Raw genomic sequence first — 25,846 nt, 5'->3', positions numbered from 1 at the left:
TTTTGAGAACCACCCGAAGTGCCCGCAGGCACCGCAACTGCCGGGCTTACGGCGCTACATCCACCCACTCTGCGCCCGCGGACTCGAGAACGCCGGCGCCGGCTGTGACGCCGGCGACGCGGGCAGCGAGCTCGAATGAGCCCTGAGCATCCGTCGCTAGCGTGAGAACCGCCTGCGCTGCGTAGTCTGTGCCGAGAACTGTCACGCCGTGCTGGCGCAACTCGGCTTCTACGCGTCCGGCATCTACATGGGACAAGGCCAAGCGAAATAGCTCACGGCGTTCGCGGATCACGAGGTGGTGCCGGGCTCGAGCTCCATCGATGGCTAGCGCTGCAGCATCCGAGTAAGCACGAACCAGGCCACCAGTGCCTAGGAGGGTGCCTCCGAAATAGCGGGAGACCACGGCAACGCAATCGATGAGATTGCGGCCGTTGAGCGCATCAAGGATGGGCCGCCCGGCAGTGCCGGAAGGTTCGCCATCATCACTGGAACGTCTCACTTGTGAGGGCTCTGTTGCTGAGCCGAGTACGAACGCGGAGCAGTGGTGGCGGGCATCCCAGTGTGTCTTGCGCGCGAGTTCGATCACGTCGCGGGCATCCTCCTCCCTCGTGACTCGCACCACGGTGCAGAGAAAACGGGAGCGTTTTACTTCGAGTTCAGCTTCGGCGGTGGCGCCGAGGCCTCCGCGAAGCGTGTATTCGAGCATGCACCCATTGTGGCGCATGGGGAGGTTGTTCGATGCGTGATGCGTGATGCGTGATGCGTGGCGCGTGGCGCATAGGGCATGACGGGCGCTGGGTGCTGTGCGTCGGGCGTAGGCTTGAGAACCATGGAGTTGTTTGCCGCAATCGTTCTCTTCGTCAGCGCACTGTTCAATGTCGTCGCCTGGCCCCGTTTCTTCGAGCGTGTGAGCGGCGACCCGCGAGCTCGCGATTCCGCTGGCAAGCCGACGGCGTTCTATCGGGTGCACGCGGTGCTGCTCGGGATTGCCATGGCGATTGCCGCGGCGTCCGTGCTCGCGGGTATTCTGCTGCTCAGTCTCTAACTCAGCGTTGCCGCCCGGCCGGCTCTCTGTCCGGCCCTATCGTGGCGCGACCGGCCGTTAGTTGTCCAAGGCGAGTAGGAGATAGTCGCGGAGTACCATCGCGTGGTTCAGTTCGGGGTCTCGCGGCATAGAGCAGGGCCACTCTGTCGTGGGTGCGAAGTCGTTCGACCGTGGCCGCGACCTCAGGGCGTTCATCCAACTCCGTTCGATAGCGACTGGCGAAATCTTCGAAGGTGTCGGAGTCGTGGTCTCACCACGTGTGTAATTCTCCCTCGGTGCGTATGGCGCTGACAGCCCTAACTGCCCTAACAGCGTCTAGGTTCTCGCGGTCTTTTTCGTAATTCGAATGGAGTTGTCAGTATCGTCGCCCAGTATAGGGAGTATGAGTTTTGTGCTCCCTTCGCTGCGGAATCCCCGCCGCACCATCGGTGATCGAACCTTCGACTTTTCGCAGCGTGTGGCGGTGATGGCGATCGTCAACCGCACGCCTGATTCCTTCTACGACGCCGGCGCAAACTATGCGCTCGACGATGCCGTGGCAGCGTCGCTGCGAGCGGTACGCGATGGCGCTGACTGGATCGACATCGGGGGAGTGCCGTTTGCTCCGGGTGACCCGCTCAGTGTCGAAGAGGAGTGCGACCGTGTGGTGCCGGTTGTCGAGGCGCTGCGAGCAGAATCCGATGTCGTTATCTCTGTAGACACCTTCCACTCAGAAGTTGCACGGCGCAGCATCGCCGCCGACGCTACGGTGATCAACGACACCACCGGGCTCAGCGATCCAGATCTAGCCCGCGTTGTCGCCGACAGCGAGGCGTCGCTGATCCTGGTGCATTCGCGGGCCCAGCCACGAACCCAGTTCGCTCGTCCGCAGTATGACGACGTCGCTATCGAGGTGCGGGACTTTCTCCAGAGCCGAGTCGAGCGGGCAATGGACGCGGGGGTTCCGGATGACCGTCTCTTTGTTGATCCCGGGCACGACCTCAACAAAAACACGCTGCATAGCCTTGAACTCACGCGTCGCCTTGATGTGATCACCGACCTGGGGCTTCCCACGCTCGTCGCCCTATCGAACAAAGACTTCATCGGTGAGGTACTCGAAAAGCCGAAGCGCCAGCGTCTCGAAGGCTCGCTCGCGGCCGCGGTTGCGTGTGTGCTTAACGGCGCCCGCGTCGTACGCGTGCACGAGGTGGCCGAAACGGTGGATGCCGTACGAATGGCAGAAGCGATTCTGGGGCTCCGCGAGCCGGCGGTGCTGAAGCACAATATGTCCGACGCCAACGAAAGGTAGCCCGTGGCCGCTGCATCCGACATCCACTCCCTGGCCGTAGGAACGGCACTGACTGACGAGCAGCTGCTCGCGAGCTACGCCGTGGCTGATCGCACGAAGCCCTGGTTGCGCGCGAACTTCGTGTCGAGCATCGACGGGGCTGCGACCCACGAGGGCGTCTCGGGCGGGCTAGGAACACCGGCGGACGGGCGCGTGTTTCCGCTGTTGCGCAGACTCGCGGATGTCATCGTGGTCGGCGCCGGCACCGTGCGTCACGAGGGTTACCGTAATCTCGCTCTCGATGAGGAGTCGGTCGCCTGGCGAACCGCGAACGGGCTCAGCGCGCAGCCGCCCTTCGCCATTGTGACCGCGTCACTGCGGTTGGAGCCGAAAGACCTCGAGTCGTATGCCGCTCGACCGTTCGTCGTCACTACGGAGAAAGCGTCCGCGGAGCAACGAGAACGTATAGAGGAAGTCGCGGACGTCATCGTTGCGGGAGAGTCGCAAGTCGACACCGTGGAGTTGAAACATGCTTTGGCGGAGCGAGGATATCCGCAGTTGCACAGCGAGGGCGGGCCGACGCTGTTCGCCACGATGATCGCCCAAGGCGTGGTTGATGAGCTGTGTCTTACGGTTAGTCCACGCCTCGAGGGCGGTTCTGCGCGACGCATTGTCGACGCCGCGGATGCGACGCCACAGAACATGATGCTCGCCCACGCTTTCAGCGCCGCTGACGGAACCTTACTGCTGCGCTACACGCGCCCGTAATCGTGTTAGTTGCTAACACTCGACGACGTTGACGGCGAGGCCGCCCATCGACGTCTCTTTGTAGCGCGAACTCATGTCTTTGCCGGTCTCAGCCATCGTGATGATCACCTCGTCGAGTGAGACTCGGTGGGTCCCGTCGCCCCACAGGGCCATCTTGGCGGCGTTAATAGCTTTGGCCGCGGCAATGGCATTGCGTTCGATGCAGGGGATTTGCACGAGGCCGCCGATGGGGTCACACGTGAGTCCAAGATTGTGTTCCATTGCGATCTCCGCAGCGTTCTCGACCTGCTCGGGCGTTCCGCCCAGAATCTCGGCCAACCCCGCAGCCGCCATAGACGAGGCTGAGCCGACTTCTCCTTGGCATCCGACCTCTGCACCCGAGATGGAAGCCATGCGCTTGTAGAGCACGCCCACGGCGGCGCTGGCTAGCAAGAAGCGCACGGTAGCGTCGTCCTTCATCGCTTGATCGGCGTCTTTCATGCCGGGAGCGTAATGCGTCGCGTAAAACAGCACGGCGGGAATGATGCCAGCAGCGCCATTAGTGGGAGCGGTGACAACACGGCCACCAGATGCGTTCTCTTCGTTGACCGCAAGGGCGACAAGGTTGACCCACTCTTGCCAGAAGGCCGGGTCGCGGTCGGGGTCTTCAGCGCGCAGTCGCGCGTGCCAATCAGGAGCGCGGCGGCGCACATTGAGTGTGCCCGGCAAGTTGCCAGTGCGCTCGAGACTGTTGTTCTTGCACTCGTCCATGACGTCGCGGATGTGAAGCAGGCCGGCGCGGACCTCCGCTTCAGAGCGGCGGGCGAGCTCGTTGCGCAACATCACGCCACTGAACGAAAGGCCCTCGGCGCGGCAGTGCGCGAGCAACTGCGCCGCCGTGCGGAACGGAAAGGGATCCGCAACGTGATCGAGACCGTTGCTGCCATCGCGGTTATCGCCCTCGCGATAGATGAAACCACCGCCAATGGAAAAGTAAGTTGCTTCGAGAACGGGCTCGCCGGCATCCGAGAATGCAGCAAAGCGCATACCGTTGGGATGCCCGTCGAGAACGGTCAGCGGGTGCAGGGCAATCTCGGCCTCGCGGAACGGCACTTCGTGACTGCCGGCCAGACTGAGAGTTCCGGTCGCTTCGATCCTCGCGAGAATCTCTTCCATCTCGGTGGGAAGAACGCGGTCGGAGAGCTTGCCCTCTAAACCGATTAACACAGCGCTCATCGTGCCATGGCCCGCACCGGTTGCGGCGAGGGATCCATAGAGGCGCACATTCACGGTGGCGACAGAGTCGAGCATCGCGTGCTCGGCAAGATCAGCGGCGAAGGACGCCGCAGCGCGCATCGGGCCGACGGTATGAGAACTCGAAGGGCCGATGCCGACCGTGAAGAGGTCGAAGCTGCTGAGCGGCACTTCTTCGAGAGAAGGAGTGGGTACTTCTGTAGTGGGGGTCAGATTGCGAATGGCCACGGTGACTCCATTTCTTCACCGCACAGCGTCGTACGGGCGTCGTTGAGTCCTCTCCGCTCTGTATTGGGCCTGAGAGTTTCCGCACGCTTGTGGCGTCGCGTTGCCCCGTCGGCGAGTCGGGCAGGGTCGACTACTTTTCAGAGTTGCCTATCCACTGCGGTACTGGGGCCTGAGAGATTCCCGGAGAGGGTTTGCTCCTACGGCGCCAACCATCGATCGGAAGGACTCTCCCGCGGCGGAATGACGGCTGTTCACTTGTGCCCTCAGCATACACTTGGGGCCGATCGGGCGACTGGACATCTGTGCTGGAGCAGGATGCTCAGGCGAGCACGCGCGGCCGACTGGGGCCGTGCTCGCGCGTGCTCGCTGCGCTCGTTAGTCTTCGGGGTCGCTCGGATCGATGGGGGCGTGATGGTCGGCATCGGTCACACCACGACGCCAATAGCCGTCTGCCGTGACTTGTTTCTTCGAGAGTCCTAGCTCGCGGCGGAGGTAACGACGCAGCGGCACCAAGGTTGTCGCTTCGCCAGCGAGGAAAATAAAGGTAGATTCGCCGATCTCGCCGAGGGCACGCAGCGCAGCATCCAACTGACCGAGGCCATCGCGACGGTAGAACCACTGGGCGTCCATACGGGCGTTGAGCTCATCGCTGAAGTAACTCTCGACGCTCTCGTCGGCAACATCGAACAGCGCGGTGATGCGCACCGAGGTTGGCAGCATTTCGATCCAGCGTGAAGCCGAGGGGAGCGCGGTTTCGTCAGCAATCAGGATGACGTGGGTGGCACCCTGCGGGAGAAGCTTCGAGCCGCGCGGGCCAGCAATGACGATCTCGTCGCCGACTTTTGCTTTTCCGGCCCAGGCGGAGGCGGGACCTTCGTCACCGTGGACGACGAAGTCGATATCGAGTTCGTGGTGACCGTCGTGGCTACGGAAGCCAAGCGGGGTGTAGTCGCGGGAGAATACTTTGCCCTCGCCGACGCGTTTGAGGCCGTCTTCAGTCATGATGGGTGCCGTCAGCACACCAGTGGCGGGGTCGGGGAAGAACACTTTGACGTGGTCTGTGGGCCCGCTACTGATGAAGCCTTCGAGCTCGTCGCCGCTCAGCGTGATGCGAGCGATTGAAGGGGCCGGGTGGCTCACTGCGCTGACCGCGAGGCGGCGGGCGGCGAGAGGGTGCTTGACGGAGTCGCGTACAAGAGTCATAGGCAGTGGGCGCTGGGCGCCAGCTCATTTCACTTAGAAGTTAGGGTGACCTAACCACTGTAGCTCGCCAGGCTGGCAAGGGCTAGGGAGAGTCGCTTCAGATCGCCTTGAAGCGTCCAAGCGCTGAGGTCCTTAGCGCTGCGGTGTTTAGCCCTGAGGCTGCGAGCCGTCGCGGCGTTCTAGCTCTGGGCGGCCAGCGTCGTGCTGATTGAGATCTCGCCCTCGAGCGAGCGGTGAACGGGGCACTTATCGGCGATGACGAGAAGCGAATCGCGTTGCTCGTCGGTGAGGTCACCGTCAAAGGTCAGCTCGCGCGTAAAGTGCTCTACCATTCCCTCGGTCGCCGTGCAGTGATCGCAGTCGGCGGCTGTGATCCGTTCGCGCGTGAGCCTTACGCTGACGCCTTTGAGGGGCATCTTTTTGCGATCGGCGTACATGCGGATCGTGATCGAAGTGCAGCTGCCGAGGCCAGCCAAAATGAAGTCGTATGGGGCCGGGCCGTGGTTGTCGCTGAGCGGCGCGGGTTCGTCGGAAATGATCTCGTGACCGGAAGCAAACACGCGCTGTTCGTACCGCGCGGGGCCGCTCTCGGTGACGATGACGGCACTGCCGTCGACTGTCACAGTTGCGCTCGGGCTAACCACAGGCGCTGACGCAGTTGCAGATTCAGATGCAGGCGCCGCCGCTGTGGCAGAAGCAGCAGTCGAGTTCGATGCCGCGGCGTGAGGTGCGGCAGCAGCATCGGCGCGATCGAAAGCGTAGCGGGCGGCCCACGCGGCAATCATGCTCGCAGCGAAGGCAGCGTCATCCCGGTCGCTCAGTAGGTGGTCGGCGCCATCCAAAGCGACGAAGGACTTCGGATGCCGTGCCGCTTCGAAAATTTCGCGAGCGTTGTCGACGCCCACCGTCTGGTCAATGGGGGAATGCAGCACCAGCAACGCGGCGTCCAAGTCCCGTAGGCGCTCGCTTTGCGGCTGAGAGGCGATGTCGTCGAGCAGTTGCTTGCGGATGCGGAAAGGGCGCCCGCCCAATTGAACCGTTGCTTCTCCCTCTGCCACAATCTCGGCGCTGGCGTGGGAGAAGAGGTTACTGATGTGAGCGGGGTCGCTCGGGCTGCCGAGAGTTGCTACGGCGCGGGCTGAGGGCACGCGGTGAGCGGCGGCGAGCACGGCAGCACCTCCGAGGGAGTGACCGATGAGGATGGTCGGCGCCCGGTAGTTGTCACGGAGGAACTCGGTGGCGGCAACAACGTCGTCGATGTTCGAACTGAAGTTGGTGTTGGAGAAGTCGCCGTCTGATCCGCCCAACCCGGTGAAGTCGAAACGCAGCACGGCGATGCCGTACTCGACGAGCGCGCGGGAAATTCGGGAGGCCGCAAAAGAGTCTTTGGAGCACGTGAAGCAGTGCGCGAAGAGCGCATACGCCGAGGGTGTTCCCTCGGGAAGGTCGAGGCGGGCGGCCAGCATTGTGCCATTGGAGCCCGGGAATTCAATCTTCATCGTTCACTACCGCCTTGTTCTCTGCTGCTCCCAGCGTCTCGTAGGGAGCTACAGAGTGCAACGTCGCCGGGGGCGCGGTTTCTTCCCTTAACCGAACAACGGCCGACGAAGAGCATGTCTTCGTCGGCCGTTGTAGCGCGGCTATTTACAGTCCGGAGCCTGCGAGCGATCCAGTGATCTGGTTGCCGGAGGGGTCGTAAATGAGGCACAGGATCTCGCGGTCGCCCTCAGACCAGCTGCCCTCGGTGGGGTAGTACCAGGAGAAGTCGTAGACGGAGTCGTCGTACTCGACGCCCATGAAGCTGCTGAATTCGGCGTAGCAGTCGTTCGTGGCCTGCTGCTCGATGACGCTGTCACCGGGGAAGTCGCCCTCGGCGAGGTACGAAGCGGCGTACACTTCAGCGTCGTGCGGCTCTGCGCAGTCGATGGTCTTCGTGCTGGAGACCTCTCCGCCGTCTTGGTTGCCGACTTCGCAGTCACCAATGACGAGGCTGAAAATGTCTTGCGTGGTGCCGGGGCCGGAATCAACAGCGTCGCCGATTTGGTCGGTTACTTGATCGAGGATGCTGCATCCGCTCAGGGCCACAGCGGCGGCGGCAACCGCGGCGATGGCGATCGTGCGGCGCCAGATTGTCTCTGTCGACATAGAAGTAAGTCTCTTTCGTGTGAATGTGTCGCGCTTCGTACTGCCTAAGCCTACTTAACACAGGCTTTTCACAGGTGACGAAAGAGGGTGAACTCCTAGTGAGATCGAAGAAAGTTCAACGAATCGTTATGAAGAATGCCGTTTGTGGCGAGCGCACTGCCGTGCCAGGGGCCTTCTTCGCCGTCGACCGAGGTGAAACGGCCGCCGGCCTCCTGCACGATAGGGATGAGCGCCGCCATGTCGTAGGGCTGCAAATCGAATTCGCCCACGAGGTCTAGCGCGCCCTCAGCGAGCAACATGTACGCCCACATATCGCCGATGGCACGCGAACGCCACGTCGCGCGCGTGAGCGCAACAGCGGCATCCAAGCGACCGGCGCCATCCCACCCCGACAGGCTGTTGTAGCTAATGGATGCGGCATCCAAAGCAGCAACCTTGCTCACGAATATCTGTTCGGCGTCGCCATCGCGAGCCTGCGCAAACGCGCCGTGGCCAGTCGCGGCCCACCAGCGCTTGCCAAGAGCCGGCGAGCTCACGACACCGACCTGCGGAGTGCCATCGATCACGAGCGAAATCAGGGTGCCCCAAATCGGGACCCCACGCAAAAAGTTAGACGTGCCGTCGATCGGGTCGATGATCCACTGACGGTTCGAGTCACCGGCCTCGCCATACTCTTCACCGAGAATTGAGTCGCCCGGGCGTGCAGCAGCAATGCCGGAACGGATGCTGCGCTCGACAGCCTTGTCGGCATCCGTTACCGGAGTGCGGTCAGGCTTCGTCGTGACCTCAAGATCGAGCGCGGTGAAGCGATCGAGGGAGATGAGGTCGGCATCGCCTGCGAGAGCGAGGGCCAGAGAAAGATCGTCGGCGAGAGTGTATTCGGTCACAGCTACACGCTAGCGGAACCGAGTGTCGTGATGAGCCGCTGGAACGAGTCAAGACGTAGCCGGCCGACCTCACCGAGAGCGCCGGAAGCAACAGCCTCGGAGATCGCGCAGTCGGGAGCATCCGGCAGGTGGGTGCAGCCGCGGGGGCAGTCTTCAGCGAGCTCTGCGAGATCAGTGAATGACGAAAGAATCTTGCTCGGGTCGATGTGCCCGAGCCCGAACGAACGCACGCCCGGAGTGTCAACGACCCAGCCAGAACCGACGCGGTACGACATCGTTGACGACGAGGTGTGGCGCCCACGACCGGTAACCGAGTTGACGCGCCCCACCGCACGATTGGCATCCGGTACCAGAGCATTGACGAGTGTGGACTTGCCGACGCCCGAGTGGCCAACGGCCACCGTCGTGTGGCCCTCGAGAGCAGCGCGCAGCTCGTCGAGGGGAACCTCGTCTGAGCGGCTCGCGATGACCTTCAAGTCGAGACCGGCAAAGTTCTCCAAGAACGGCGCCGGGTCTTGCAAGTCAGTTTTGGTGATGCAGAGGATCGGATCGATTCCCGCATCGTACGCAGCAACAAGATAGCGATCGACGAGTCGCGGTCGCGGCTCCGGGTCTGCTGCGGCAACAACAATGAGCATCTGGTCGGCGTTAGCGACGATGATGCGTTCTACGGCATCCGTGTCGTCGGCGCTTCGGCGCAACAGCGTGGTTCGTTCGCGAATGCGCACGATGCGCGAGAGCGTTCCTTCGGTACCGCTCGTGTCGCCGACCAGGTCAACCCAGTCGCCCGTGACGACAGAAACCTTGCCGTGCTGGTTGCGGCCGAGCTCACGAGCGCGGGCGGCAATGATCTGGCGTTCTTCGGGGGTTCCTTCGGCTACCCAGACGCCGTAGCGGCCACGGTCGACGCTGAAGACGCGCCCTTCAATGGCATCTGAATGCTGCGGGCGAATTTTGCTGCGCGGCTTGTTGGCCTTGGGGTTCGGGCGCATGCGCACCGAACTCTCGTCGTATTCGCTGTAGGCGCGGTCGTCCTCATCATCGTCGCCCGTAAGCCAGCTCATGGTTACAACAGCCCGAGGGTGTCGGTGGTGAGCGGAGCATCGCCGACCAGCGTGCGCCACAGTTCGGGGAACTGGGGGAGCGTCTTAGCGGTCGACTCGATGCCCTCGATCTCGATGCCCTCAACGGCAAGGCCAATGATGGCTCCGGCGGTCGACATGCGGTGATCTTCGTAGCTGTGCCAGATGCCACCGTGCAGGTCGGCGGGCTCGATGTGAAGCCCATCGTCGAGTTCGGTGACGGATCCGCCGAGCGCGTTGATCTCGGTGCGCAGAGCAGCAAGCCTGTCGGTTTCGTGCCCGCGAAGGTGGCCGATGCCGGTGATCGTGCTGGCTGAGGACGCCAGCGCTGCAAGTGCCACGATCGCGGGAGCGAGTTCGCCGCCCGTAGAAAGGTCAAGTTCGATTCCGGGGTAGCGCTGGCCGCCCACGACGCCAACACCACCATCGATAGTGAGCGCGCCATTCTTGCGAATCGCGGTAGCTCCGAACAGAGGGAGCAACTGCTCAAGATCGGCGCCCACCTGGGTAGTGATCTCGGGCCAGTCCTCGATCGTGACTGCTCCTCCGGCAACAACAGCGGCTGCCAAGAAGGGCGCAGCGTTAGAGAGGTCGGGTTCGAGAACGACATCAATCGCGCGGATCGGCCCCGCGGGCACAATCCAGACGCCGGGCTCGGGACTTTCGACAACAACGCCGCGAGCAGCGAGGCACTCAATCGTCATCTCAATGTGCGGCATGCTCGGCAGCTTCTCGCCGGTGTGACGCAACGTGAGGCCATTATCGAAGCGAGCCGCTGCGAGCAAGAGCCCGGAAACAAACTGGCTGGATGCGGAGGCATCGATGCTGACTTCGCCACCGGTGACCTTGCCCATGCCGTACAGACTGAAGGGGAGTGTGCCGCGGCCGTCGTCGGAGACATCGACGCCCAACGCGCGCAATGAGTCAATCGTGGTGCGCATGGGGCGGCGAAGGGCCGCTTCGTCGCCATCGAACGCAACAGGTCCGAGCGCGAGAGCGGCAACGGGAGGAAGGAAGCGCATGACGGTGCCCGCAAGGCCACAGTCGATGGATGTTCCGCCCTCAAGCTCACCGGGGGTGACCTGCAGATCGGGGCCGAAGGCATTGCCGGTTGGGATCTCAGTGATTCCGACACCGAGCGCGCGCAAGGCCTGGATCATCAGGGCGCTGTCGCGCGAGTGCAGCGGAGAGTGTAGGCGCGAGGGACCATCGGAGAGCGCCGCCAAGATCAATTCGCGGTTCGTGAGGCTCTTACTGCCCGGCAAACTCAGCGATGCCGAGAGAGCGTGAGTGACGGTCGGCGCCGGCCAGTTTCCGGGCACCGTGGTGTCCGGCACCGTCTCGTCGTCGTACGGGCTGAACTCTGGGTTGGAATACTTAGATACGAACATCAGTTACTAAGAGTATCGGCGTTTTAGACCCCACGGAGGAGGCGCCCGTATGACAGCAGTACTGAGTACTCAGCAGGATGTAGTGATCAGCGAACTAGAATTGTCGCTAATGACTACCGACAGAGTTGAGCCCAGCGCCACTGATGCTGCCGCTGACGACAAGCGACGACAGTTTGAAGAGCAGGCGCTGCCCTTTATGGACCAGCTTTTTGGCGCCGCCATGCGCATGACCCGCAACCCCACCGACGCCGCAGATCTTGTTCAAGAGACCTTCATCAAAGCGTTTCAGGCATTCGGTCAATTTCAGCAGGGCACGAACCTGAAGGCCTGGTTGTACCGCATCCAGACCAACACGTTCATCAACATTTATCGCAAGAACCAGCGAAACCCGTATCAGGGCACCATCGATGAACTCGAAGACTGGCAGTTGGGCGGCGCAGAGTCAGTCACCCAGTCGGTCTCGACGCGTTCGGCTGAAGCAGAAGCCATCGATCACTTGCCTGACAGCGCGGTGAAAGATGCCCTTCAGTCGATCCCCGAAGATTTCCGCCTTGCGGTCTACTTCGCCGACGTCGAAGGCTTCTCGTATCAAGAGATCGCCGACATTATGAAAACCCCCGTAGGCACCGTAATGAGCCGACTGCACCGTGGCCGTCGCATGTTGCGTGAACTACTGGCCGATTACGCGCGTGACCGCACCCCCGGCACGCCAGCAGCATCAAGGAGCACCAAATGACCGACTGCGGTTGCGAAAAAGCAAAAGCCGAACTCGAGGAATACCTCGACCGCGAACTCAACGAAGCAGACTTTCAGGATGTTTCGGATCACCTTGACAACTGCGAGTCCTGCTCAAGCGAACACCTCGTTGCTCTCGCGCTGAAACTCAAGGTCAAGCAGGCCTGTCGTGAGACAGCGCCCGACGATCTGCGGAGCGCGATTCTGTCGAAGCTGGCAGACGCGTAACAAGAACCCCCACGCTGAGCACCCTGAGTGCTCACCGCCTAACAAAAGCGGGCATCCTCCGAAGAGGATGCCCGCTTTTCGTTGACGCGGTTGCGGTTAAGGCTGGGTAATCGCGTGGTCGATCAGTTCAGCCTGTTCGAGAGCGCTGCGCTTCGACGAACCGGTCGCCGGTGAGGCGGATGCCGGGCGCGACGCGAGCTTGATGTCGCGCGACTGAATGTGGCGCTGCAGTTCCAAGCTAATGAACGGCCACGCACCCTGGTTCTCAGGCTCATCCTGCGTCCACACGATGTCAGCGTTCGGGTACTGGTCGAGCGCGGTCGTCATGTCGGCAACGGGGAGCGGATAGAACTGCTCCATGCGCACGACGGCGATGTGCTTGATCTCGCGCTTGTCGAGCTCAGCGACGATGTCGTAGTACGTCTTGCCCGAGGTCACGATGACGCGAGTTACGGCTGACTTGTCGTCGAGACGAACATCGTCAATAACAGGCTCAAAGCGACCACTTGTGAAGTCAGCGACATCGCTCGTGGCACCACGCAAGCGAAGCATCGCCTTAGGGGTGAACACGATCAACGGGCGACGCGGACGCGAGTACGCCTGACGACGCAACAAGTGGAAGTACGACGCGGGAGTCGACGGGCGAGCCACAATCATGTTGTTCTCGGCACACATCTGGAGGTAGCGCTCGATGCGAGCAGACGAGTGATCGGGTCCTTGACCCTCGTACCCGTGCGGCAGCAGCATGACAACGCTGGAGCGTTGCGACCACTTCTGCTCGGCGCTTGAGATGAACTCGTCAACGACAATCTGGGCACCGTTGGCGAAGTCACCGAACTGGGCCTCCCACATGACGAGTGCGTCGGCGCGCTCTACCGAGTAGCCGTACTCGAAGCCGAGTGCCGCGTACTCGCTGAGCAGCGAGTCGTAGATCCAGAAGCGCGACTGGTTCTCAGAGAGATTCTGCAGCGGCAGCCACTCTTGACCGTTCTCGCGGTCATGAAGCACAGCGTGACGCTGCACGAAGGTGCCTCGACGAGCATCCTGACCGGCCATGCGAACCGGGGTGCCCTCGAGGAGCACGGAACCGATGGCGAGCAACTCAGCGAAGGCCCAGTCGATGCCACCCTTGCGGCTCATGTCGGTGCGCTTCTTGAGCAGTGCCTGCAGCTTCTTGTGAACCGAGAAGTTAGCCGGCGGGTTGGCGTGAGCGTCACCGATGAGGTGAACAACACTCTCGTCGATCCCCGTCGTGATGGGCTCGCCGATGGCGTCGTCTCGCTGGGAACCGGGACGCTCAAGGTCAGAAACCCCGTTGCCGTCCTTAGTGAGGATGGGCATCGAACCGGTCTGAGCGGCATGCGTTTCGGCGAAAGCGCGCTCCAAGCGGTCTTGGAAGTCCTGGTGGCTTGCTTCGTACTCTTCCTGAGTGATGTCGCCACGACCGACGAGGCCCTCGGTGTAGAGGGTACGAACGGAGCGCTTAGCTTCAATCAGGTTGTACATGAGCGGCTGTGTCATCGAGGGGTCGTCACCCTCGTTGTGACCGCGGCGGCGGTAGCAAATCAGGTCGATAACGACATCGCGGTGGAACTTCTGGCGGTACGCGAACGCGAGCTCTGCAACGCGAACAACGGCCTCAGGGTCATCACCGTTCACGTGGAAGATCGGAGCTTGGACCGTCTTGGCAACATCTGTCGAGTACTGCGACGTGCGGCCTTCGCTCGGCGGAGTCGTGAAGCCAACCTGGTTGTTGATGTTCACGTGGATGGTGCCACCCGTGCGGTAGGCACGCAGTTGCGACATCTGCAAGATTTCAACAACGATTCCCTGACCGGCCATCGCGGCGTCGCCGTGAACCATGACGGGCAGAACGGCGTACGAGCCGATTGGGCGACGGTCTTGCTTGGCGCGGACAATGCCCTCGAGCACGCCATCAACCGCTTCAAGGTGCGAAGGGTTGGCGGCGAGGTAGACCGGAATCTGGCGACCGTCAGCAGCGGTGAAGGTGCCCTCGGTGCCGAGGTGGTACTTCACGTCACCCGAACCCTGAACGGTACGGGGGTCTTGAGTGCCCTCGAACTCGCGGAAGATCTGACCGTACGTCTTGCCCGCGATGTTGGTGAGAACGCTCAAGCGGCCACGGTGAGCCATGCCGATGGCAACCTCTTCAAGGTTGGCTTCAGCGGCCTTCTGGATGACGGCATCCAGCAGAGCAATTGTGGACTCGCCACCCTCAAGGCTGAAGCGCTTCTGCCCGACGTACTTGGTCTGCAGGAACGTTTCGAAAGCTTCTGCCTCGTTGAGCTTGCCCAGAATGCGCATCTGCTCGTCGTGGGTCGGCTTTGTGTACGGCTTCTCAACGTGATCCTGAATCCAGCGACGCTGTTCGGGGTCTTGAATGTGCATGTACTCGATGCCGACGGTACGGCAGTAGGCATCGCGCAGCATTCCGAGAATTTCGCGGAGCAGTGCCTGACGCTTGCCACCGAAACCACCCGTGACGAACTCGCGGTCGAGATCCCAGAAGGTAAGGCCGTGGCTCGAAATGTCGAGGTCGGGGTGCGAACGCTGACGGTACTCCAGCGGGTCGGTGTCAGCCATGAGGTGACCGCGAACGCGGAAGGAGTTGATGAGCTCGTGAACGCGCGAGGTCTTGTTGATGTTGTCAGCAAGGTCAACGCTAATGTCGTTCGCCCAGTGGATGGGGTCGTACGGGATGCGCAAGGCGGCGAAGATGTCTTCGTAGAAGTGGTTCTCGCCGATGAGACGCTCGTGAATCTTCTTGAGGAACTCACCGGAACCAGCGCCCTGAATGACGCGGTGGTCGTAGGTGCTCGTCAGCGTGATGGTCTTGCCGATACCCAGCTCAGTGAGGGTGCGAAGGCTTGCACCCTGGAACTCTGCCGGGTACTCGAGGGCGCCAGCGCCAACGATCGTTCCCGAACCGCGCATGAGGCGGGGGACCGAGTGTTCGGTACCGATGCCGCCGGGGTTGGTGAGCGAAATGGTGTTACCCATGTAGTCAGCGCCGGTGAGCTTGTTGGCGCGAGCGCGAGACACTACATCTTCATAGGCGGCAAGGAACTCGCCGAAGCCCATGGTTTCAGCATTCTTAATGCCGGGAACAACGAGAGAACGCGTGCCGTCAGGCTTCGGCATGTCGATGGCGATGCCGAGGTTGATATGCGCGGGAGTAACAACCGAAGGCTTTCCATCGGGCTCGTCGTAGAAGACGTTCTGGCTCGGAAACTCCTTGAGAGTTTCGATGATGGCCCACGCGATGAGGTGAGTGAACGACACCTTGCCACCGCGAGCACGCTTGAGGTGGTTGTTGATAACGATGCGGTTGTCGATCATGAGCTTCGCCGGAATGGTGCGAACGCTCGTTGCGGTCGGAACCGTGAGGCTCGAGTCCATGTTCGAGGCGAGAGCCTTGGCTGCACCGCGCAAGGGAGCGACAACGTTCTCGGCCTTGGGCTTGGCGTCGGCCTCGGCTTTCAACGTCTCGATGGGAGTCGTGGTGGGGGCCTCGGCCGGAATCGGCTGGGGCTTTGCTTGGACCGAAGTCGTGCGAGCGACAGGTTGGCTGCCCGTGCTGGGGTTGGCCTCATCCACGAAAGGCTTCTCCGCGGGTGCTGCGGCAGGAGCTGCAGGAGCGGCTTCGCTGGCGGCCTGCGGTGTAGCGGGCGTCGTCGCCGGTGCAGTGGCTGGCGCATCCGGCGTCGTTGACGCGGGAGCCGTTGTGGTGGGAGCTGAGTCTTTCGAAGGGTTATACGTCTCCAGGAAGGGCCACCACGCCTCATCCACAAGATTCTTGTCTTCGAGGTACTTTGCGTACATCTCGTCGACCAACCATTCGTTGGCCCCGAAGTCGCTCGAGGAGTCTCCGTCCGCTGCGATTCCGGTTACTTGGCCTGACACGTCAAACCGCCTACTTTCAGTTCTGGTGTTCACTTCAACGACGCGCAGTCTGCGCGCCAGACATCCCCACCAATGTTAATCGCTTTGTTGTGCGTCTGCTGGTCGTGAGGCGGCGATCTTCGTTATTTTCATGACTTTTTTGCAGATTGTTTTCGAGTAGTGACCTTTAGGCTCGTGACCATGGATTTCTACGAGACCACTCCCACCCACGATTTGACCTACTCAGACGTGTTTTTGGTGCCGAGCCACTCGTCAGTAGGGAGCCGGATGTCGGTTTCGCTCGCGCCGGGAGACGGTACGTCGGCCACCATCCCTCTCGTTGCGTCGAACATGAATTCGGTCACGGGCCCACGCTTGGCCGCGAGTCTCGCGCGCCGCGGTGGACTCGGAGTGCTGCCGCAAGACCTCAGCGACACTGACATGGCGGATGCTCTGGCCTGGGTGCGCGCCCAGCCAATCGATCTCGACTCCGCCGTGTTTTTGAGCCCGCAAGACACCGTGGAACAAGCGCTACTTCTGGTTCCACCGCTCGCCGGCCACGGTGTTGTACTGATGATCGACGGCGCGCTCGCCGGAGTGGTGGATGCCGAACGCCTGGCCACTGCCTTGCCCGGTGCTGAGCTGGGCGATATCGCCGGCGCTGACACGCACTCCATCGATCGCGCAGACTTTGGCAGTGCGCGCGAGCTCTTCGACCTTCTGGTGGAGCGCGATCTTGACTTCGCCCCTGTAGTGGATGGTGGCACGGTAGTCGGCACCACAAGCAAGACAAGTGCGCTCCGTTCCACTCTCTATACGCCAGCGCTCGACAGCGAAGGCAAGCTCGCCGTCGCTGCCGCGCTCGGAATCAACGGCGACGTTGCCGCGAAGGCTCGTGCCCTCGTCGCCGCTGGCGCGAGCACCCTCGTTCTTGACACGGCGCACGGCCATCAAGAGGGAATGGTGCGAGCCGTTGAGAGCGTGGCCGCGCTTGACCTGGGCGTACCGATTGTCGCTGGCAATGTCGTGACGAGTGCCGCCGTTCGCGATCTCGTGGGCGCGGGAGCCACGATCATCAAAGTCGGCGTTGGGCCCGGCGCCATGTGCACCACGCGCATGATGACCGCGGTCGGTCGCCCCCAGTTCTCTGCCGTGCTCGAAACCGCGGCAACTGCTCGAGAGCTTGGCGCGCACGTGTGGGCAGACGGCGGAGTGCGCTACCCGCGTGACGTTGCGCTCGCGCTTGCGGCCGGCGGAGCCTCCGTCATGATCGGCTCGTGGTTTGCGGGCACGATCGAAGCGCCGGGAGAGTTGCGCACCGACGACGCCGGCGCTCTCTACAAGACCAGCTGGGGGATGGCATCCACAAAGGCCGTACGCGCTCGCTTCGGCGGGCTCGATGCCTACGAGCTCGCGCGCAAGGAACTGTTTGCGGAAGGTATCTCGGGCTCGAAAATCTACCTCGATCCGGCTCGCTCGTCGATCGATGACCTCGTTGACATGATCACCTCGGGAGTGCGCAGTTCGTGCACGTACGCCGGCGCTGCAAACCTGCGTGAGTTCAGGGAGCGCGCCCTCGTGGGAATCCAGTCGGCAGCAGGCTACGAAGAGGGCAAAGCCTTGCCTGTGAGCTGGTAACGCAACTCTCGTTTCCCAGCGATTTGTCCTATACTCAAGCCCATAATGGACGACCCTCCCTCTAGTCGTCGCCGGAGCCACGCTCCGTGCGACCATCACTCGTTTTTCGCCCGTTCTCTACCTACCTCCGCGGCTGGAGGTGATCTGTCATGAATGAATGGCTTCTCTTCGCCGCTGGCCTTGTGCTGACTGTCGGCACCGGCTTCTTCGTCGCCTCCGAGTTCGCGCTCGTCAACCTCGACCGTTCAGACCTCGAAGCTCGTCAAGAGCGTGGCGAGAAGCGACTCGCAACCACCATCGCGGCGCTTAAGCACACCTCGACTCACCTCTCGAGTGCTCAGCTCGGCATCACTCTGACTACGCTGCTCGCGGGCTACACCCTCGAGCCAGCTTTCAGTACCTGGCTGGAGGCACCGCTCGGTTCCTTCTTGCCTGACGCAGCGGTGACCATTATCGCGAGCATTCTGGCCGTCACCTTTGCCACGCTGCTGTCGATGATCATTGGCGAGCTCGTGCCGAAGAACTTCGCGCTTGCGCTCCCGCGAGCCACCGCCAAGTTCGTCGTTCCCTTCCAAGTGCTCTTCACCACGGTGTTCAAACCCGCCGTCAGCCTGCTCAACAACACCGCAAACGGCATCCTTCGTTCTGTGGGAATCGAGCCGAAAGAAGAGCTTTCTGGCGCCCGCACTGCCGAAGAACTGACCTCGCTCGTGCGTCGCTCGGCCAGCCAGGGCAGTCTCGAAGCTGACACCGCAACGCTGTTGGCACGCACGTTGGCCTTTGCCGACCACACAGCACAAGACGTGATGACTCCGCGACCACGGGTCGACAGCATTGACCGCACCGACAGCGCTCAAGACGTGATCGATCTCGCTAAGCGCACCGGCTTCTCTCGCTTCCCGGTAATCGACGACAGCATCGACGATGTGGTGGGTCTCGTGCACATCAAGCAAGCCGTTGCTGTACCCCACAAGAAGCGTGCCGACGTGCCCGTCTCGGCTCTGCAGACTGAAGCGCTCCAAGTGCCAGAAACGATGCGACTGGATGCCCTGCTCGCCGAACTGCGCGGCCGCGGTTACCAAATGGCCGTCGTCGTTGACGAATACGGCGGAACCGCCGGAGTCGCGACACTCGAAGACCTCGTAGAAGAACTCGTCGGTGAAGTCTCTGATGAGCACGACCGCTCGAAGGCCGACGTCGTTCGTTCTCGCGACTGGTTTACCTTCCCCGCCATCCTGCGCCCCGATGAACTTCTCGAGCGCACCGGCGTTGAGGTGCCCGAAGAAGGCCCCTACGAAACCGTGGCCGGTTGGCTCATGAGTGAGCTCGGTCGCGTTCCGCGCACGGGCGACACGATTACCGCCGCAGGCGGAGTGTTCCGCATCGAACGATTGGAAGGTCGACGCATCGACCGCGTGAGGTTTACCCCCGATCCGATTGTTGCCGCTACCGATGCTGAGGTGGTGAGCTAATGGACGTCTGGGGAATTGTCTGGCTATTCGTACTGCTGCTCGTTAACGCCTTCTTCGTTGGCGCGGAGTTTGCTGTTATCTCGGCACGTCGCTCGCAGATTGAGCCGCTCGCGGCATCCGGTTCGCGATCAGCAAAGACTGCGTTGTGGGCCATGGAGCACGCGACGCTCATGCTTGCGGCCTGCCAACTGGGCATCACGGTGTGTTCGCTGTTGATCCTGAACGTGTCTGAACCTGCGATTCACCACCTGCTTGAAGTGCCGCTCGCACTGACTGGCTTGAGTGAAGAGCTGATCAGCACGATCGCGTTCATCATGGCGCTCATCATCGTCTCGTTCTTGCACGTGGTGCTCGGCGAAATGGTGCCGAAGAACCTGTCGTTCTCGATTCCGGACCGCGCGGTGCTGATTTTGGCTCCGCCGCTCGTGTTCATTGCAACAGTGTTCCGCCCGATCATCGTCGCGCTCAACGCGATAGCGAACGGCATCCTGCGCCTCTTCAAGGTTGAGCCCAAGAACGAAGCGAACAGTGTCTTCACGCTCGACGAAGTGGCGACGATCGTCGCGCAGTCGACGCGCGAAGGTGTGCTGACGGATGCCGGTGGCACGCTCACCGGTGCGTTCGAGTTCACCTCGAAAAAGGTTCGCGATGTCGCTATTCCGATGTCGGGGCTCGTCACGCTGCCCGAGGACGCCGCCCCGGCGGACCTCGAAAAGGCTGTCGCACGCCGCGGATTCTCGCGCTACATTCTGCTGAACGATGCGGGGGAGCCCACCGGCTACTTGCACCTCAAGGATGTAATCGACCTCGACGAGAGCGAGTTCCACGAGCCGGTTCCGCCCAAGCGGATTCGCCAGCTTATCTCGATGTACTGCGAAACCGACCTCGAAGATGCCCTCGCGACCATGCGTCGCTCGGGCGTTCACGTGGCGCGCAGCTTCGATGCCACTGGCGAGACCACCGGTGTGCTGTTCCTCGAAGACATCATTGAGGTGCTCGTCGGCGAAGTGCAAGACGCCACCCGGCGTCGCTAGCGGCGTTCTCAACTATCGTTGTCATCCATGGATGCTGAGTCGATGTGGAGTGCTGCTGACGCGGCACGCCACATCGCTCTGCCCCGGGAAAGCGACGACAAGTACTCCCGCGGTGTGCTCGGTCTGATCACCGGATCGGCCCAGTACCCGGGCGCCGCCGTGCTGGGAGTCGAGGCAGCCGCCCGCACGGGCGTGGGCATGATTCGCTACCTCGGAGCGCAGCGCGCTCAAGACCTTATTCTGCAGCGACGCCCCGAAGCCGTAATGGACGACGGTCGGGTGCAAGCGTGGCTCATCGGTTCGGGCATGGATCATGCCGCGAGAGAATCGGATGCCGAACGCCACATCACTGCTGCGCTCGGCCAGAACGTACCCATTGTGCTCGACGGGGGAGCGCTCGACGTGGTGCACCGCGCCTCGACCCCAACTGTGATCACGCCGCACTACCGCGAACTCGGGCGATTGCTAGGCGTGCCCAAAGAGTCCATCGCGGCAACCCCGCGCGACTGGGCGGAATCCGCCGCCACTCAACTCGGCTGCACCGTGCTGCTGAAGGGCCACACGACGTACGTGTCCGACGGCACGACGACGGCCGCGATTGCAGCTGCTCCCGCGTGGTTGGCTACCGCCGGCGCTGGAGACGCGCTGGGCGGCATCCTGGGGGCGCTCGTGGCCACTCATAGCCCTGCGGTACTGGCCAACCCCGCCCTACTCGTGGGACTCGCCGCCACAGCCTCCTATGTTCACGGGCGCGCGGCAGCTCTCGCGAGCGACGGCGGCCCACTCACCATTCTTGATCTGTGCAGTAACGTCTCTCGGGTCGTCGCTGAACTTGCTGCGGCCTGCACGGACGCGGTCGCGACTGACACCCGAACGCAGTGCTGACCCGTCATGCCGTCAGCGCCATCGGGCTCTGGCTGCTGTTCATCGCGGCTCACCTCTGGCTCGGGCTACTCAATCTCCACGGCCCCGGCAATCCGTTCGGTGACGTCACCATCGTTTACGCCGGGTGGGCGCAACAGGCGTACGCCGCGGGCATTGTTGTGGGCGTGGACATCCCGTGGGTATATCCGCTGCTGGCCATTGTGCCGATCTTGGCATCGGTGAGCTTTGGCATCGAACTCATCGGCGCGACCTGGCTGACGCTCGTCATGCTACTGAATCTGGTGGCGCTCGGCTTTCTCACCCGCTGGGGCCGCTCACGTTCGGGAGTGATCATCGGATGGTGGTGGTTGGCCTTCATGGTCGCGCTCGGCCCGATCGCGCTCGGCCGCATCGATGCCGTCACCGTCGCGATTGCCATGGTCGGAGTACGCCTCGTGACGACTCACCCTCGCGTTGCCGGAGTGGTTCTTGCCTGTGCTACGTGGGTGAAGGTGTGGCCCGCAGCGCTGATTCTGGCTGCGTTCATTGCCCTGCGTGAGCGTTGGGCCGTCGCAATCGCAGCAGCGGGCACCACGGCGACCGTCGTCGTCTTCGCTCTACTGGCCGGGTCGGGCGGCAACGTATTCAGCTTCGTGACCGAGCAAACGGGCCGAGGCATCCAAATCGAATCCCCGGTTGCGGGCATCTGGCTCTGGCAGATCGTGGCGAAGGTGCCTGATTCGTTTGTGTACTACGACTCCAGCATTCTGACTTTTCAAGTCGCCGGCCCGGGAGTGGACGCCGTGGCGGCGATTATGACGCCATTGCTGGCCCTGGTGGTGCTCGCGATTGCCGCGCTCGGAATCCGCGCCGCCCGCACCACAGCGCGCCACGGAGGCAGCGCGCTGCCGGTGCTCGCGCCCCTGAGCCTCGCGCTCGTTCTTGCCCTCATCGTGGTGAACAAGGTCGGCTCACCACAGTTCGTGTCGTGGTTAGCGGTGCCGGTTGTACTCGGGCTTCTGAGCTCCACGGTGAACTTTGATGGCAGTGCCCTCGCGAGCATGGGCACGCGTGCCCAAACGAGCTTTCGGATGCCGGCAGTGCTGAGCATTGCCATCGCCGTGCTCACGCAGTTGGTATATCCGTTCTTCTACGACCGCTTGCTCTTCGCCGATCCGCTCGTCGTGGCGATCGTGAGCGCACGCAATCTGCTCTTGGTGACCCTGCTGGTGTGGGCGATCGTCGAGCTCGTGAGGCTCGGCCGCCCGGCTTTCAGCCTGCCTCACGCCACCCCATCCACCGAGAGCCCTAAGGCAAAGGAGTCAGCATGATCGTCGCATTCTCAATCGCACCCAGTGGTGGTTCCGACGGAACCGATTCGGTTCACGATGCGGTCGCCGCAGCCGTCAAGGTCGTCCGCGACTCGGGGCTGCCCAATCAGACTGATTCGATGTTCACGACCATCGAGGGCACGATAGCAGAACGTGGATACAAGGAGACAGTTTCATGCTCGTAGCATTCTCAGTAGCCCCAAGTGGGACCGGACGGACCGATGGCTCCGTTCACGACGCGGTCGCCGCGGCGGTCCGGATAGTCCGTGAGTCAGGCCTGCCTAATCAGACCGACTCAATGTTCACGACGATAGAAGGCGACTGGACTGAGGTCTTCGACGTAATCCGCCGAGCGACGGAAGCCGTAGGAGAATACGGATCGCGGGTATCTCTTGTCCTAAAGGCAGATATTCGCCCGGGATTCGTTGGCGAGCTAGAGGCGAAAGTTGAAAGGCTCGAGTCAGCTATCGGCAACTAGAGCCAGCCAATCGCCACTATCTCGTTAAACCGCTCGACGTAAATCGTGGCAGCTGATCTCGCTCAGTCGTTCGGAGCGGGATCAGCTGATGCCGTGATTCACGGGTTTAAGTCGATAGCTCGCATCTCGTAGCTAACGGATTCTTTGCCCGTTGACGTGCTCACACGCAAGGTTTGTATCGCGCCAACTCGCACTCTGCGATTGTAAAACTGTGCCAAATTCTGGCGTAGTTCAGGCGGGGCAGCAAGAGCAATAACGCTGCCGTCCTGCAATCTCAAGCGCAGTTTTTGTGTGTGCTCGACGCTCGCAGTCAGGAGGATCCCGAACAGGTCGACATCCTCGTGAGTGGACGTGTTTCCCTTCGCGACGCTCTTGAGGTATTTGGCTGCGCTGTTGCTCAACATTTCGCTGCGTCGATTTCCCGAGCGGTTATTCCAGCCGACGTCGAGACCTAGACCTTCCTCTACGAGAACGGCGCTCAGATCGAACAAGTGCTTGGCAGCGCGCGGACCTAATCGTCGTATCTCACTCGGGACAGCTTCTGTATTGTTTTGCGCCGGACCGAGCAGGCCGACTAAATCAAGCAATGCCGAGAACGACTCATCGAGAAGGTCACGATCCACGCTGTCAGCGCCGACGACAGATTCTGTCGCGGGCTTCCGGAGCTCAAAAATGATAGACCCGGGCTTCACGCGCGGAGTGAAATGAAGTTCGGTCGCGGCGAGGATGTTAGTAGGTAGCTTGCCGACAGTTGTGGAAAGACCAACAATTGCAGCACCTATTGCGCTGACGGACTCCTGCAGCGAGAAAATGGCGCGCGTTGCAGCCCGCGCTGAAAGTTCGTGATTAGCCGTCGCGCCGCCGATGAATCTCGCAGTAAGGCGCTCCCGAGGCCCCGGCGCTAGAACGAACATTCGCTCAGCTGCGGCACGGTTTACGTTCATCACGTCGACGTCTAGTTCCGCAGGCTCAGCTTCGAGAATGGCAAGGAGGGCGGCGACGTTTTGGGTCGCCTGTCGTCTAGTCGCCACGTCTCACCTCCAAATATCCGCGCCTCGGATGGGCACTAGCTAATACGGGATCGTCGTCCGGTCCCTCGGTAGTTCTTGTGCGAAGCCACCAGTCGTCCCATGCTCCACGAATGGCCGTGTACTCAGCGGCTTCCTCTGAGACCCCAGCTCCTTCCCATGGCATCGCGATTACTGTTCTGACCATCACGAACGGCTCTACTCGGAAACCGAACTTATCGCGAACGTAGCTTTTCCGTCCAAGTTGTTTGACTTGCGAGCGTTTGGTGTTGCTAGGAAGGGCGTCGAATGCTGCAGCATTCAGGATAAATAAACAATCTATGTCATCGGGATCCATTCTGCCTGTGACAAAACTGCCACCGACCCAGATTGTTTCGATGAGGTCTATCCCGAACGCGTCGAATAGAGCGCAGGTGTCTAGAAAATCTGTGAAGATCTGGTCGCGCGTTGTGGAGTCCGCGAATCCCACGCTATCGACAAATTCACTTTCAAGGTCGCCAGTAGAGCAACCGAACCTTCCGAGCGGAAGGAGTCCGTCTGCATTGAGCGGGGGCAAGTGCATAAAACTCATTATGTCGCAGCGCTCGCCGGGGCGCTTCCCCCAAGTCGCGGGTCGTATAGGTTTTCGGGGTACGAAAGTCCCAGACTCGCGCATACCGCGAGACGGTATGCCGTCTCGGAACCAAAGGTACGCCGGGGGAGGAGGTCCCCCCTCCTTCCCGATAGGTGGGGTCGCCGGGACCAGCTCGCGAGAGCCGGCCCCGGCACGGGGATGCGTGTACACGACTAGCCGCGTGCCTCGCGAGCGATTGCCGCAGCGTCGAAGTTCGCAGATTCGACAGCACGCGCTCGAAGGCGGTCGTAGTAAGTCTCCGGGTCGAGGCCCAGGCTCTCCGCTTCGCGTGTGACCTTTCGGCGCGTCTGCGCGTCTGCGTCAGCGAACGCAGGGAAAGGGTGCGCCGCGATAGCGTCGCGGACAATGTCGTCGAGGTTGCTCATGGTTAGTTAGTCCTTTCAAGTTCGAGGTCCGCCGAGTCGATGCGAGCCTCTAGATGAGCGAGTGCGTAATTGAGAAGGGCCACGCCGGACAATCCGAGCGCAGCCCCAGCAGCAAGAGCGGGTGAGTTATTCACTAGCGGCCTCCTCTGCTCCGGCGTCCGCGAAGGAGCGCTCGATCTGCGACGCGGTAGGAAAGTGTTCAACTACCTTCTGGAGAGTCTCCTCAGCGGCGTGGACCGTGCCGAGCGTGTTGTGCGCCAGCGAACGCTTCGAGTAGTGGAACGCAAGAGCTGGCTGACCAGCGACCTTGTAGGCGCTATCGCGATCAGCGAGTGCAGCCTTCAGGTCTGCGAGTGCCGCCTCAGCTCGCGCTTGCGCTTTCAACGTTGCGTCGACCGCGACGTCCTTTAGTGCGCCGGACATGCGAGCTTCGAGGACGTGCTGGTCGTACTTGCGAAGAGCGCGGAGGGAGACCTGAGCTTGGCGTTTCACGGCGAGCGTCGCGGCTTGGGATGCGGCCTCCAGCGGTTCAAGCTCAGCGGTCAACGCTTGGCGCTTACGAGCGGCCATGACTTCGTCGCTCGCAGCTTTGACCGCGGCGTAGAGTTTGCGGCCCTTTTCGTTCTCCGCCAACCATGCCTCGCGGAGGTCGAGCGCGTTGGTCGCTTCGATGATCCACGGCTCAGGCTCAGGAGCGAACGCTGAGAACTGCGCGCCGCCGAAGCCGGTCGAGTGGGTGCGAGTGTGGTCATAGACGTATTTCATAGGGGGTTTCCTTTCGGGATGGGGCGTCCTCGGGTACGGACGCCGGGGTAGGACCGTGAGCGGGATGCTCACGTCAGGTCATAGTGAGAAGGGGAAAGCGAGGTCGGACTCCCGTCGCGCCT

General features: G+C 61.9%; 24 protein-coding genes, 1 pseudogene and 1 riboswitch. Of the genes and pseudogenes, 12 read left to right on the top strand and 13 right to left on the bottom strand.

Translation table 11 applies throughout. The annotated features are described in order from the left end of the window. Window positions 1–46: 46 nt before the first annotated feature. Complete coding sequence (locus tag ACWTV3_RS13725; RefSeq protein WP_498478755.1) at window positions 47–706, bottom strand: IMPACT family protein; 660 nt, start codon at window positions 704–706, stop codon at window positions 47–49. Between the two features lie 123 nt (window positions 707–829). On the opposite strand from ACWTV3_RS13725, the gene ACWTV3_RS13720 reads away from it, so the two are divergent. From ACWTV3_RS13720 to ACWTV3_RS13710, 3 genes are all read left to right on the top strand, one after another. Further along, window positions 830–1,045 carry an SCO4848 family membrane protein gene (locus ACWTV3_RS13720; RefSeq protein ID WP_498478754.1) on the top strand — a complete coding sequence of 72 codons (216 nt, stop codon included), beginning with the start codon at window positions 830–832 and terminating at the stop codon, window positions 1,043–1,045. 382 nt (window positions 1,046–1,427) lie between these two features. Beyond that, entirely contained in the window at window positions 1,428–2,333 is a 906-nt protein-coding gene (gene folP / locus ACWTV3_RS13715; protein WP_498478753.1) for a dihydropteroate synthase, read from the top strand. 3 nt (window positions 2,334–2,336) lie between these two features. Then, window positions 2,337–3,080, top strand: coding sequence for a pyrimidine reductase family protein (locus tag ACWTV3_RS13710; RefSeq protein ID WP_498478752.1), 744 nt, complete (start codon window positions 2,337–2,339; stop codon window positions 3,078–3,080). Window positions 3,081–3,092: 12 nt separating this feature from the next. On the opposite strand, the gene ACWTV3_RS13705 is transcribed toward ACWTV3_RS13710, so the two are convergent. From ACWTV3_RS13705 to aroA, 7 genes are all read right to left on the bottom strand, one after another. After that, on the bottom strand, window positions 3,093–4,541 hold the full coding sequence (locus tag ACWTV3_RS13705) for an L-serine ammonia-lyase (protein ID WP_498478751.1): 1,449 nt from the start codon (window positions 4,539–4,541) through the stop codon (window positions 3,093–3,095). A 147-nt stretch (window positions 4,542–4,688) separates the two neighbouring features. Beyond that, a riboswitch (glycine riboswitch) is annotated at window positions 4,689–4,784 on the bottom strand. 132 nt (window positions 4,785–4,916) lie between these two features. Next, window positions 4,917–5,744, bottom strand: a complete 828-nt coding sequence (locus ACWTV3_RS13700) for a siderophore-interacting protein (protein ID WP_498478750.1) — start codon at window positions 5,742–5,744, stop codon at window positions 4,917–4,919. Window positions 5,745–5,923: 179 nt separating this feature from the next. Then, complete coding sequence (locus ACWTV3_RS13695; protein ID WP_498478749.1) at window positions 5,924–7,243, bottom strand: bifunctional alpha/beta hydrolase/OsmC family protein; 1,320 nt, start codon at window positions 7,241–7,243, stop codon at window positions 5,924–5,926. Between the two features lie 145 nt (window positions 7,244–7,388). Further along, window positions 7,389–7,889, bottom strand: a complete 501-nt coding sequence (locus ACWTV3_RS13690; protein WP_498478748.1) for a septum formation family protein — start codon at window positions 7,887–7,889, stop codon at window positions 7,389–7,391. Between the two features lie 95 nt (window positions 7,890–7,984). After that, on the bottom strand, window positions 7,985–8,776 hold the full coding sequence (locus ACWTV3_RS13685) for an inositol monophosphatase family protein (protein WP_498478747.1): 792 nt from the start codon (window positions 8,774–8,776) through the stop codon (window positions 7,985–7,987). A gap of 2 nt (window positions 8,777–8,778) precedes the next feature. Beyond that, window positions 8,779–9,840 carry a ribosome small subunit-dependent GTPase A gene (gene rsgA, locus ACWTV3_RS13680; RefSeq protein ID WP_498478746.1) on the bottom strand — a complete coding sequence of 354 codons (1,062 nt, stop codon included), beginning with the start codon at window positions 9,838–9,840 and terminating at the stop codon, window positions 8,779–8,781. Between the two features lie 2 nt (window positions 9,841–9,842). Further along, window positions 9,843–11,249 (bottom strand): 3-phosphoshikimate 1-carboxyvinyltransferase, encoded by a 1,407-nt coding sequence (gene aroA / locus ACWTV3_RS13675; RefSeq protein WP_498478745.1) that lies wholly within the window; start codon window positions 11,247–11,249, stop codon window positions 9,843–9,845. Window positions 11,250–11,358: 109 nt separating this feature from the next. Here aroA and ACWTV3_RS13670 point away from each other — a divergent pair, with 109 nt between their 5' ends. Continuing rightward, window positions 11,359–11,985 (top strand): sigma-70 family RNA polymerase sigma factor, encoded by a 627-nt coding sequence (locus tag ACWTV3_RS13670; RefSeq protein WP_229820449.1) that lies wholly within the window; start codon window positions 11,359–11,361, stop codon window positions 11,983–11,985. Next, the gene (locus ACWTV3_RS13665; RefSeq protein ID WP_341620734.1) at window positions 11,982–12,212 is read left to right on the top strand and encodes an anti-sigma factor family protein; all 231 of its coding nucleotides are present in this window, start codon (window positions 11,982–11,984) and stop codon (window positions 12,210–12,212) included. Before ACWTV3_RS13670 ends, ACWTV3_RS13665 begins: the two co-directional genes overlap by 4 nt. Before the next feature lie 96 nt (window positions 12,213–12,308). On the opposite strand, the gene ACWTV3_RS13660 is transcribed toward ACWTV3_RS13665, so the two are convergent. Beyond that, a complete protein-coding gene (locus ACWTV3_RS13660; RefSeq protein WP_498478744.1) occupies window positions 12,309–16,136 on the bottom strand; it encodes a multifunctional oxoglutarate decarboxylase/oxoglutarate dehydrogenase thiamine pyrophosphate-binding subunit/dihydrolipoyllysine-residue succinyltransferase subunit in 3,828 nt (1,275 codons plus the stop codon). A 180-nt stretch (window positions 16,137–16,316) separates the two neighbouring features. Between ACWTV3_RS13660 and guaB1 the strand changes: the two genes are divergently transcribed. The 7 genes and pseudogenes from guaB1 to ACWTV3_RS13625 all read left to right on the top strand — a co-directional run bounded on the left by guaB1 (window position 16,317) and on the right by ACWTV3_RS13625 (window position 22,932). After that, window positions 16,317–17,753 carry a GMP reductase gene (gene guaB1, locus ACWTV3_RS13655; RefSeq protein ID WP_498478743.1) on the top strand — a complete coding sequence of 479 codons (1,437 nt, stop codon included), beginning with the start codon at window positions 16,317–16,319 and terminating at the stop codon, window positions 17,751–17,753. 149 nt (window positions 17,754–17,902) lie between these two features. Further along, window positions 17,903–19,225 carry a hemolysin family protein gene (locus ACWTV3_RS13650; RefSeq protein ID WP_498478742.1) on the top strand — a complete coding sequence of 441 codons (1,323 nt, stop codon included), beginning with the start codon at window positions 17,903–17,905 and terminating at the stop codon, window positions 19,223–19,225. Then, window positions 19,225–20,259, top strand: a complete 1,035-nt coding sequence (locus ACWTV3_RS13645; RefSeq protein ID WP_498478741.1) for a hemolysin family protein — start codon at window positions 19,225–19,227, stop codon at window positions 20,257–20,259. The genes ACWTV3_RS13650 and ACWTV3_RS13645 overlap by 1 nt, the downstream gene beginning before the upstream one ends. Before the next feature lie 27 nt (window positions 20,260–20,286). Continuing rightward, on the top strand, window positions 20,287–21,144 hold the full coding sequence (locus ACWTV3_RS13640; protein ID WP_498478740.1) for an ADP-dependent NAD(P)H-hydrate dehydratase: 858 nt from the start codon (window positions 20,287–20,289) through the stop codon (window positions 21,142–21,144). After that, a complete protein-coding gene (locus tag ACWTV3_RS13635; RefSeq protein WP_498478739.1) occupies window positions 21,138–22,454 on the top strand; it encodes a glycosyltransferase 87 family protein in 1,317 nt (438 codons plus the stop codon). The genes ACWTV3_RS13640 and ACWTV3_RS13635 overlap by 7 nt, the downstream gene beginning before the upstream one ends. Continuing rightward, a pseudogene (locus tag ACWTV3_RS13630) lies at window positions 22,451–22,594 on the top strand (thiamine-binding protein); the annotation flags it as partial. The gene ACWTV3_RS13635 and the pseudogene ACWTV3_RS13630, both read left to right, overlap by 4 nt. A 35-nt stretch (window positions 22,595–22,629) precedes the next feature. Further along, window positions 22,630–22,932 carry a thiamine-binding protein gene (locus ACWTV3_RS13625; RefSeq protein WP_498478738.1) on the top strand — a complete coding sequence of 101 codons (303 nt, stop codon included), beginning with the start codon at window positions 22,630–22,632 and terminating at the stop codon, window positions 22,930–22,932. Between the two features lie 98 nt (window positions 22,933–23,030). Here ACWTV3_RS13625 and ACWTV3_RS13620 read toward each other — a convergent pair whose 3' ends face one another. The 4 genes from ACWTV3_RS13620 to ACWTV3_RS13605 form a co-directional block, all read right to left on the bottom strand. Further along, on the bottom strand, window positions 23,031–23,555 hold the full coding sequence (locus tag ACWTV3_RS13620) for a hypothetical protein (RefSeq protein WP_498478737.1): 525 nt from the start codon (window positions 23,553–23,555) through the stop codon (window positions 23,031–23,033). A 397-nt stretch (window positions 23,556–23,952) separates the two neighbouring features. Beyond that, the gene (locus ACWTV3_RS13615) at window positions 23,953–24,522 is read right to left on the bottom strand and encodes a DUF6932 family protein (protein ID WP_498478736.1); all 570 of its coding nucleotides are present in this window, start codon (window positions 24,520–24,522) and stop codon (window positions 23,953–23,955) included. 224 nt (window positions 24,523–24,746) lie between these two features. Continuing rightward, complete coding sequence (locus tag ACWTV3_RS13610; protein WP_498478735.1) at window positions 24,747–24,959, bottom strand: hypothetical protein; 213 nt, start codon at window positions 24,957–24,959, stop codon at window positions 24,747–24,749. Window positions 24,960–25,085: 126 nt separating this feature from the next. Beyond that, window positions 25,086–25,724, bottom strand: coding sequence for a hypothetical protein (locus ACWTV3_RS13605; RefSeq protein ID WP_498478734.1), 639 nt, complete (start codon window positions 25,722–25,724; stop codon window positions 25,086–25,088). Window positions 25,725–25,846: the final 122 nt, after the last annotated feature.

It is taken from the genome of Salinibacterium sp. AL4.1, from assembly GCF_059767305.1.
Note: the sequence above shows the minus strand (reverse complement) of the source record. Positions and strands in the feature narration are given on the sequence as shown.

Bases quoted from the DNA above. Each gene is read 5' to 3' on its own strand.
- ACWTV3_RS13725 (WP_498478755.1), bottom strand. From the start codon at position 706: ATGCTCGAATACACGCTTCGCGGAGGCCTCGGCGCCACCGCCGAAGCT.
- ACWTV3_RS13720 (WP_498478754.1), top strand. From the start codon at position 830: ATGGAGTTGTTTGCCGCAATCGTTCTCTTCGTCAGCGCACTGTTCAAT.
- folP (WP_498478753.1), top strand. From the start codon at position 1,428: ATGAGTTTTGTGCTCCCTTCGCTGCGGAATCCCCGCCGCACCATCGGT.
- ACWTV3_RS13700 (WP_498478750.1), bottom strand. From the start codon at position 5,744: ATGACTCTTGTACGCGACTCCGTCAAGCACCCTCTCGCCGCCCGCCGC.
- ACWTV3_RS13695 (WP_498478749.1), bottom strand. From the start codon at position 7,243: ATGAAGATTGAATTCCCGGGCTCCAATGGCACAATGCTGGCCGCCCGC.
- ACWTV3_RS13690 (WP_498478748.1), bottom strand. From the start codon at position 7,889: ATGTCGACAGAGACAATCTGGCGCCGCACGATCGCCATCGCCGCGGTT.
- rsgA (WP_498478746.1), bottom strand. From the start codon at position 9,840: ATGAGCTGGCTTACGGGCGACGATGATGAGGACGACCGCGCCTACAGC.
- aroA (WP_498478745.1), bottom strand. From the start codon at position 11,249: ATGTTCGTATCTAAGTATTCCAACCCAGAGTTCAGCCCGTACGACGAC.
- ACWTV3_RS13670 (WP_229820449.1), top strand. From the start codon at position 11,359: ATGACTACCGACAGAGTTGAGCCCAGCGCCACTGATGCTGCCGCTGAC.
- ACWTV3_RS13665 (WP_341620734.1), top strand. From the start codon at position 11,982: ATGACCGACTGCGGTTGCGAAAAAGCAAAAGCCGAACTCGAGGAATAC.
- guaB1 (WP_498478743.1), top strand. From the start codon at position 16,317: ATGGATTTCTACGAGACCACTCCCACCCACGATTTGACCTACTCAGAC.
- ACWTV3_RS13650 (WP_498478742.1), top strand. From the start codon at position 17,903: ATGAATGAATGGCTTCTCTTCGCCGCTGGCCTTGTGCTGACTGTCGGC.
- ACWTV3_RS13645 (WP_498478741.1), top strand. From the start codon at position 19,225: ATGGACGTCTGGGGAATTGTCTGGCTATTCGTACTGCTGCTCGTTAAC.
- ACWTV3_RS13640 (WP_498478740.1), top strand. From the start codon at position 20,287: ATGGATGCTGAGTCGATGTGGAGTGCTGCTGACGCGGCACGCCACATC.
- ACWTV3_RS13625 (WP_498478738.1), top strand. From the start codon at position 22,630: ATGCTCGTAGCATTCTCAGTAGCCCCAAGTGGGACCGGACGGACCGAT.
- ACWTV3_RS13615 (WP_498478736.1), bottom strand. From the start codon at position 24,522: ATGCACTTGCCCCCGCTCAATGCAGACGGACTCCTTCCGCTCGGAAGG.
- ACWTV3_RS13610 (WP_498478735.1), bottom strand. From the start codon at position 24,959: ATGAGCAACCTCGACGACATTGTCCGCGACGCTATCGCGGCGCACCCT.
- ACWTV3_RS13605 (WP_498478734.1), bottom strand. From the start codon at position 25,724: ATGAAATACGTCTATGACCACACTCGCACCCACTCGACCGGCTTCGGC.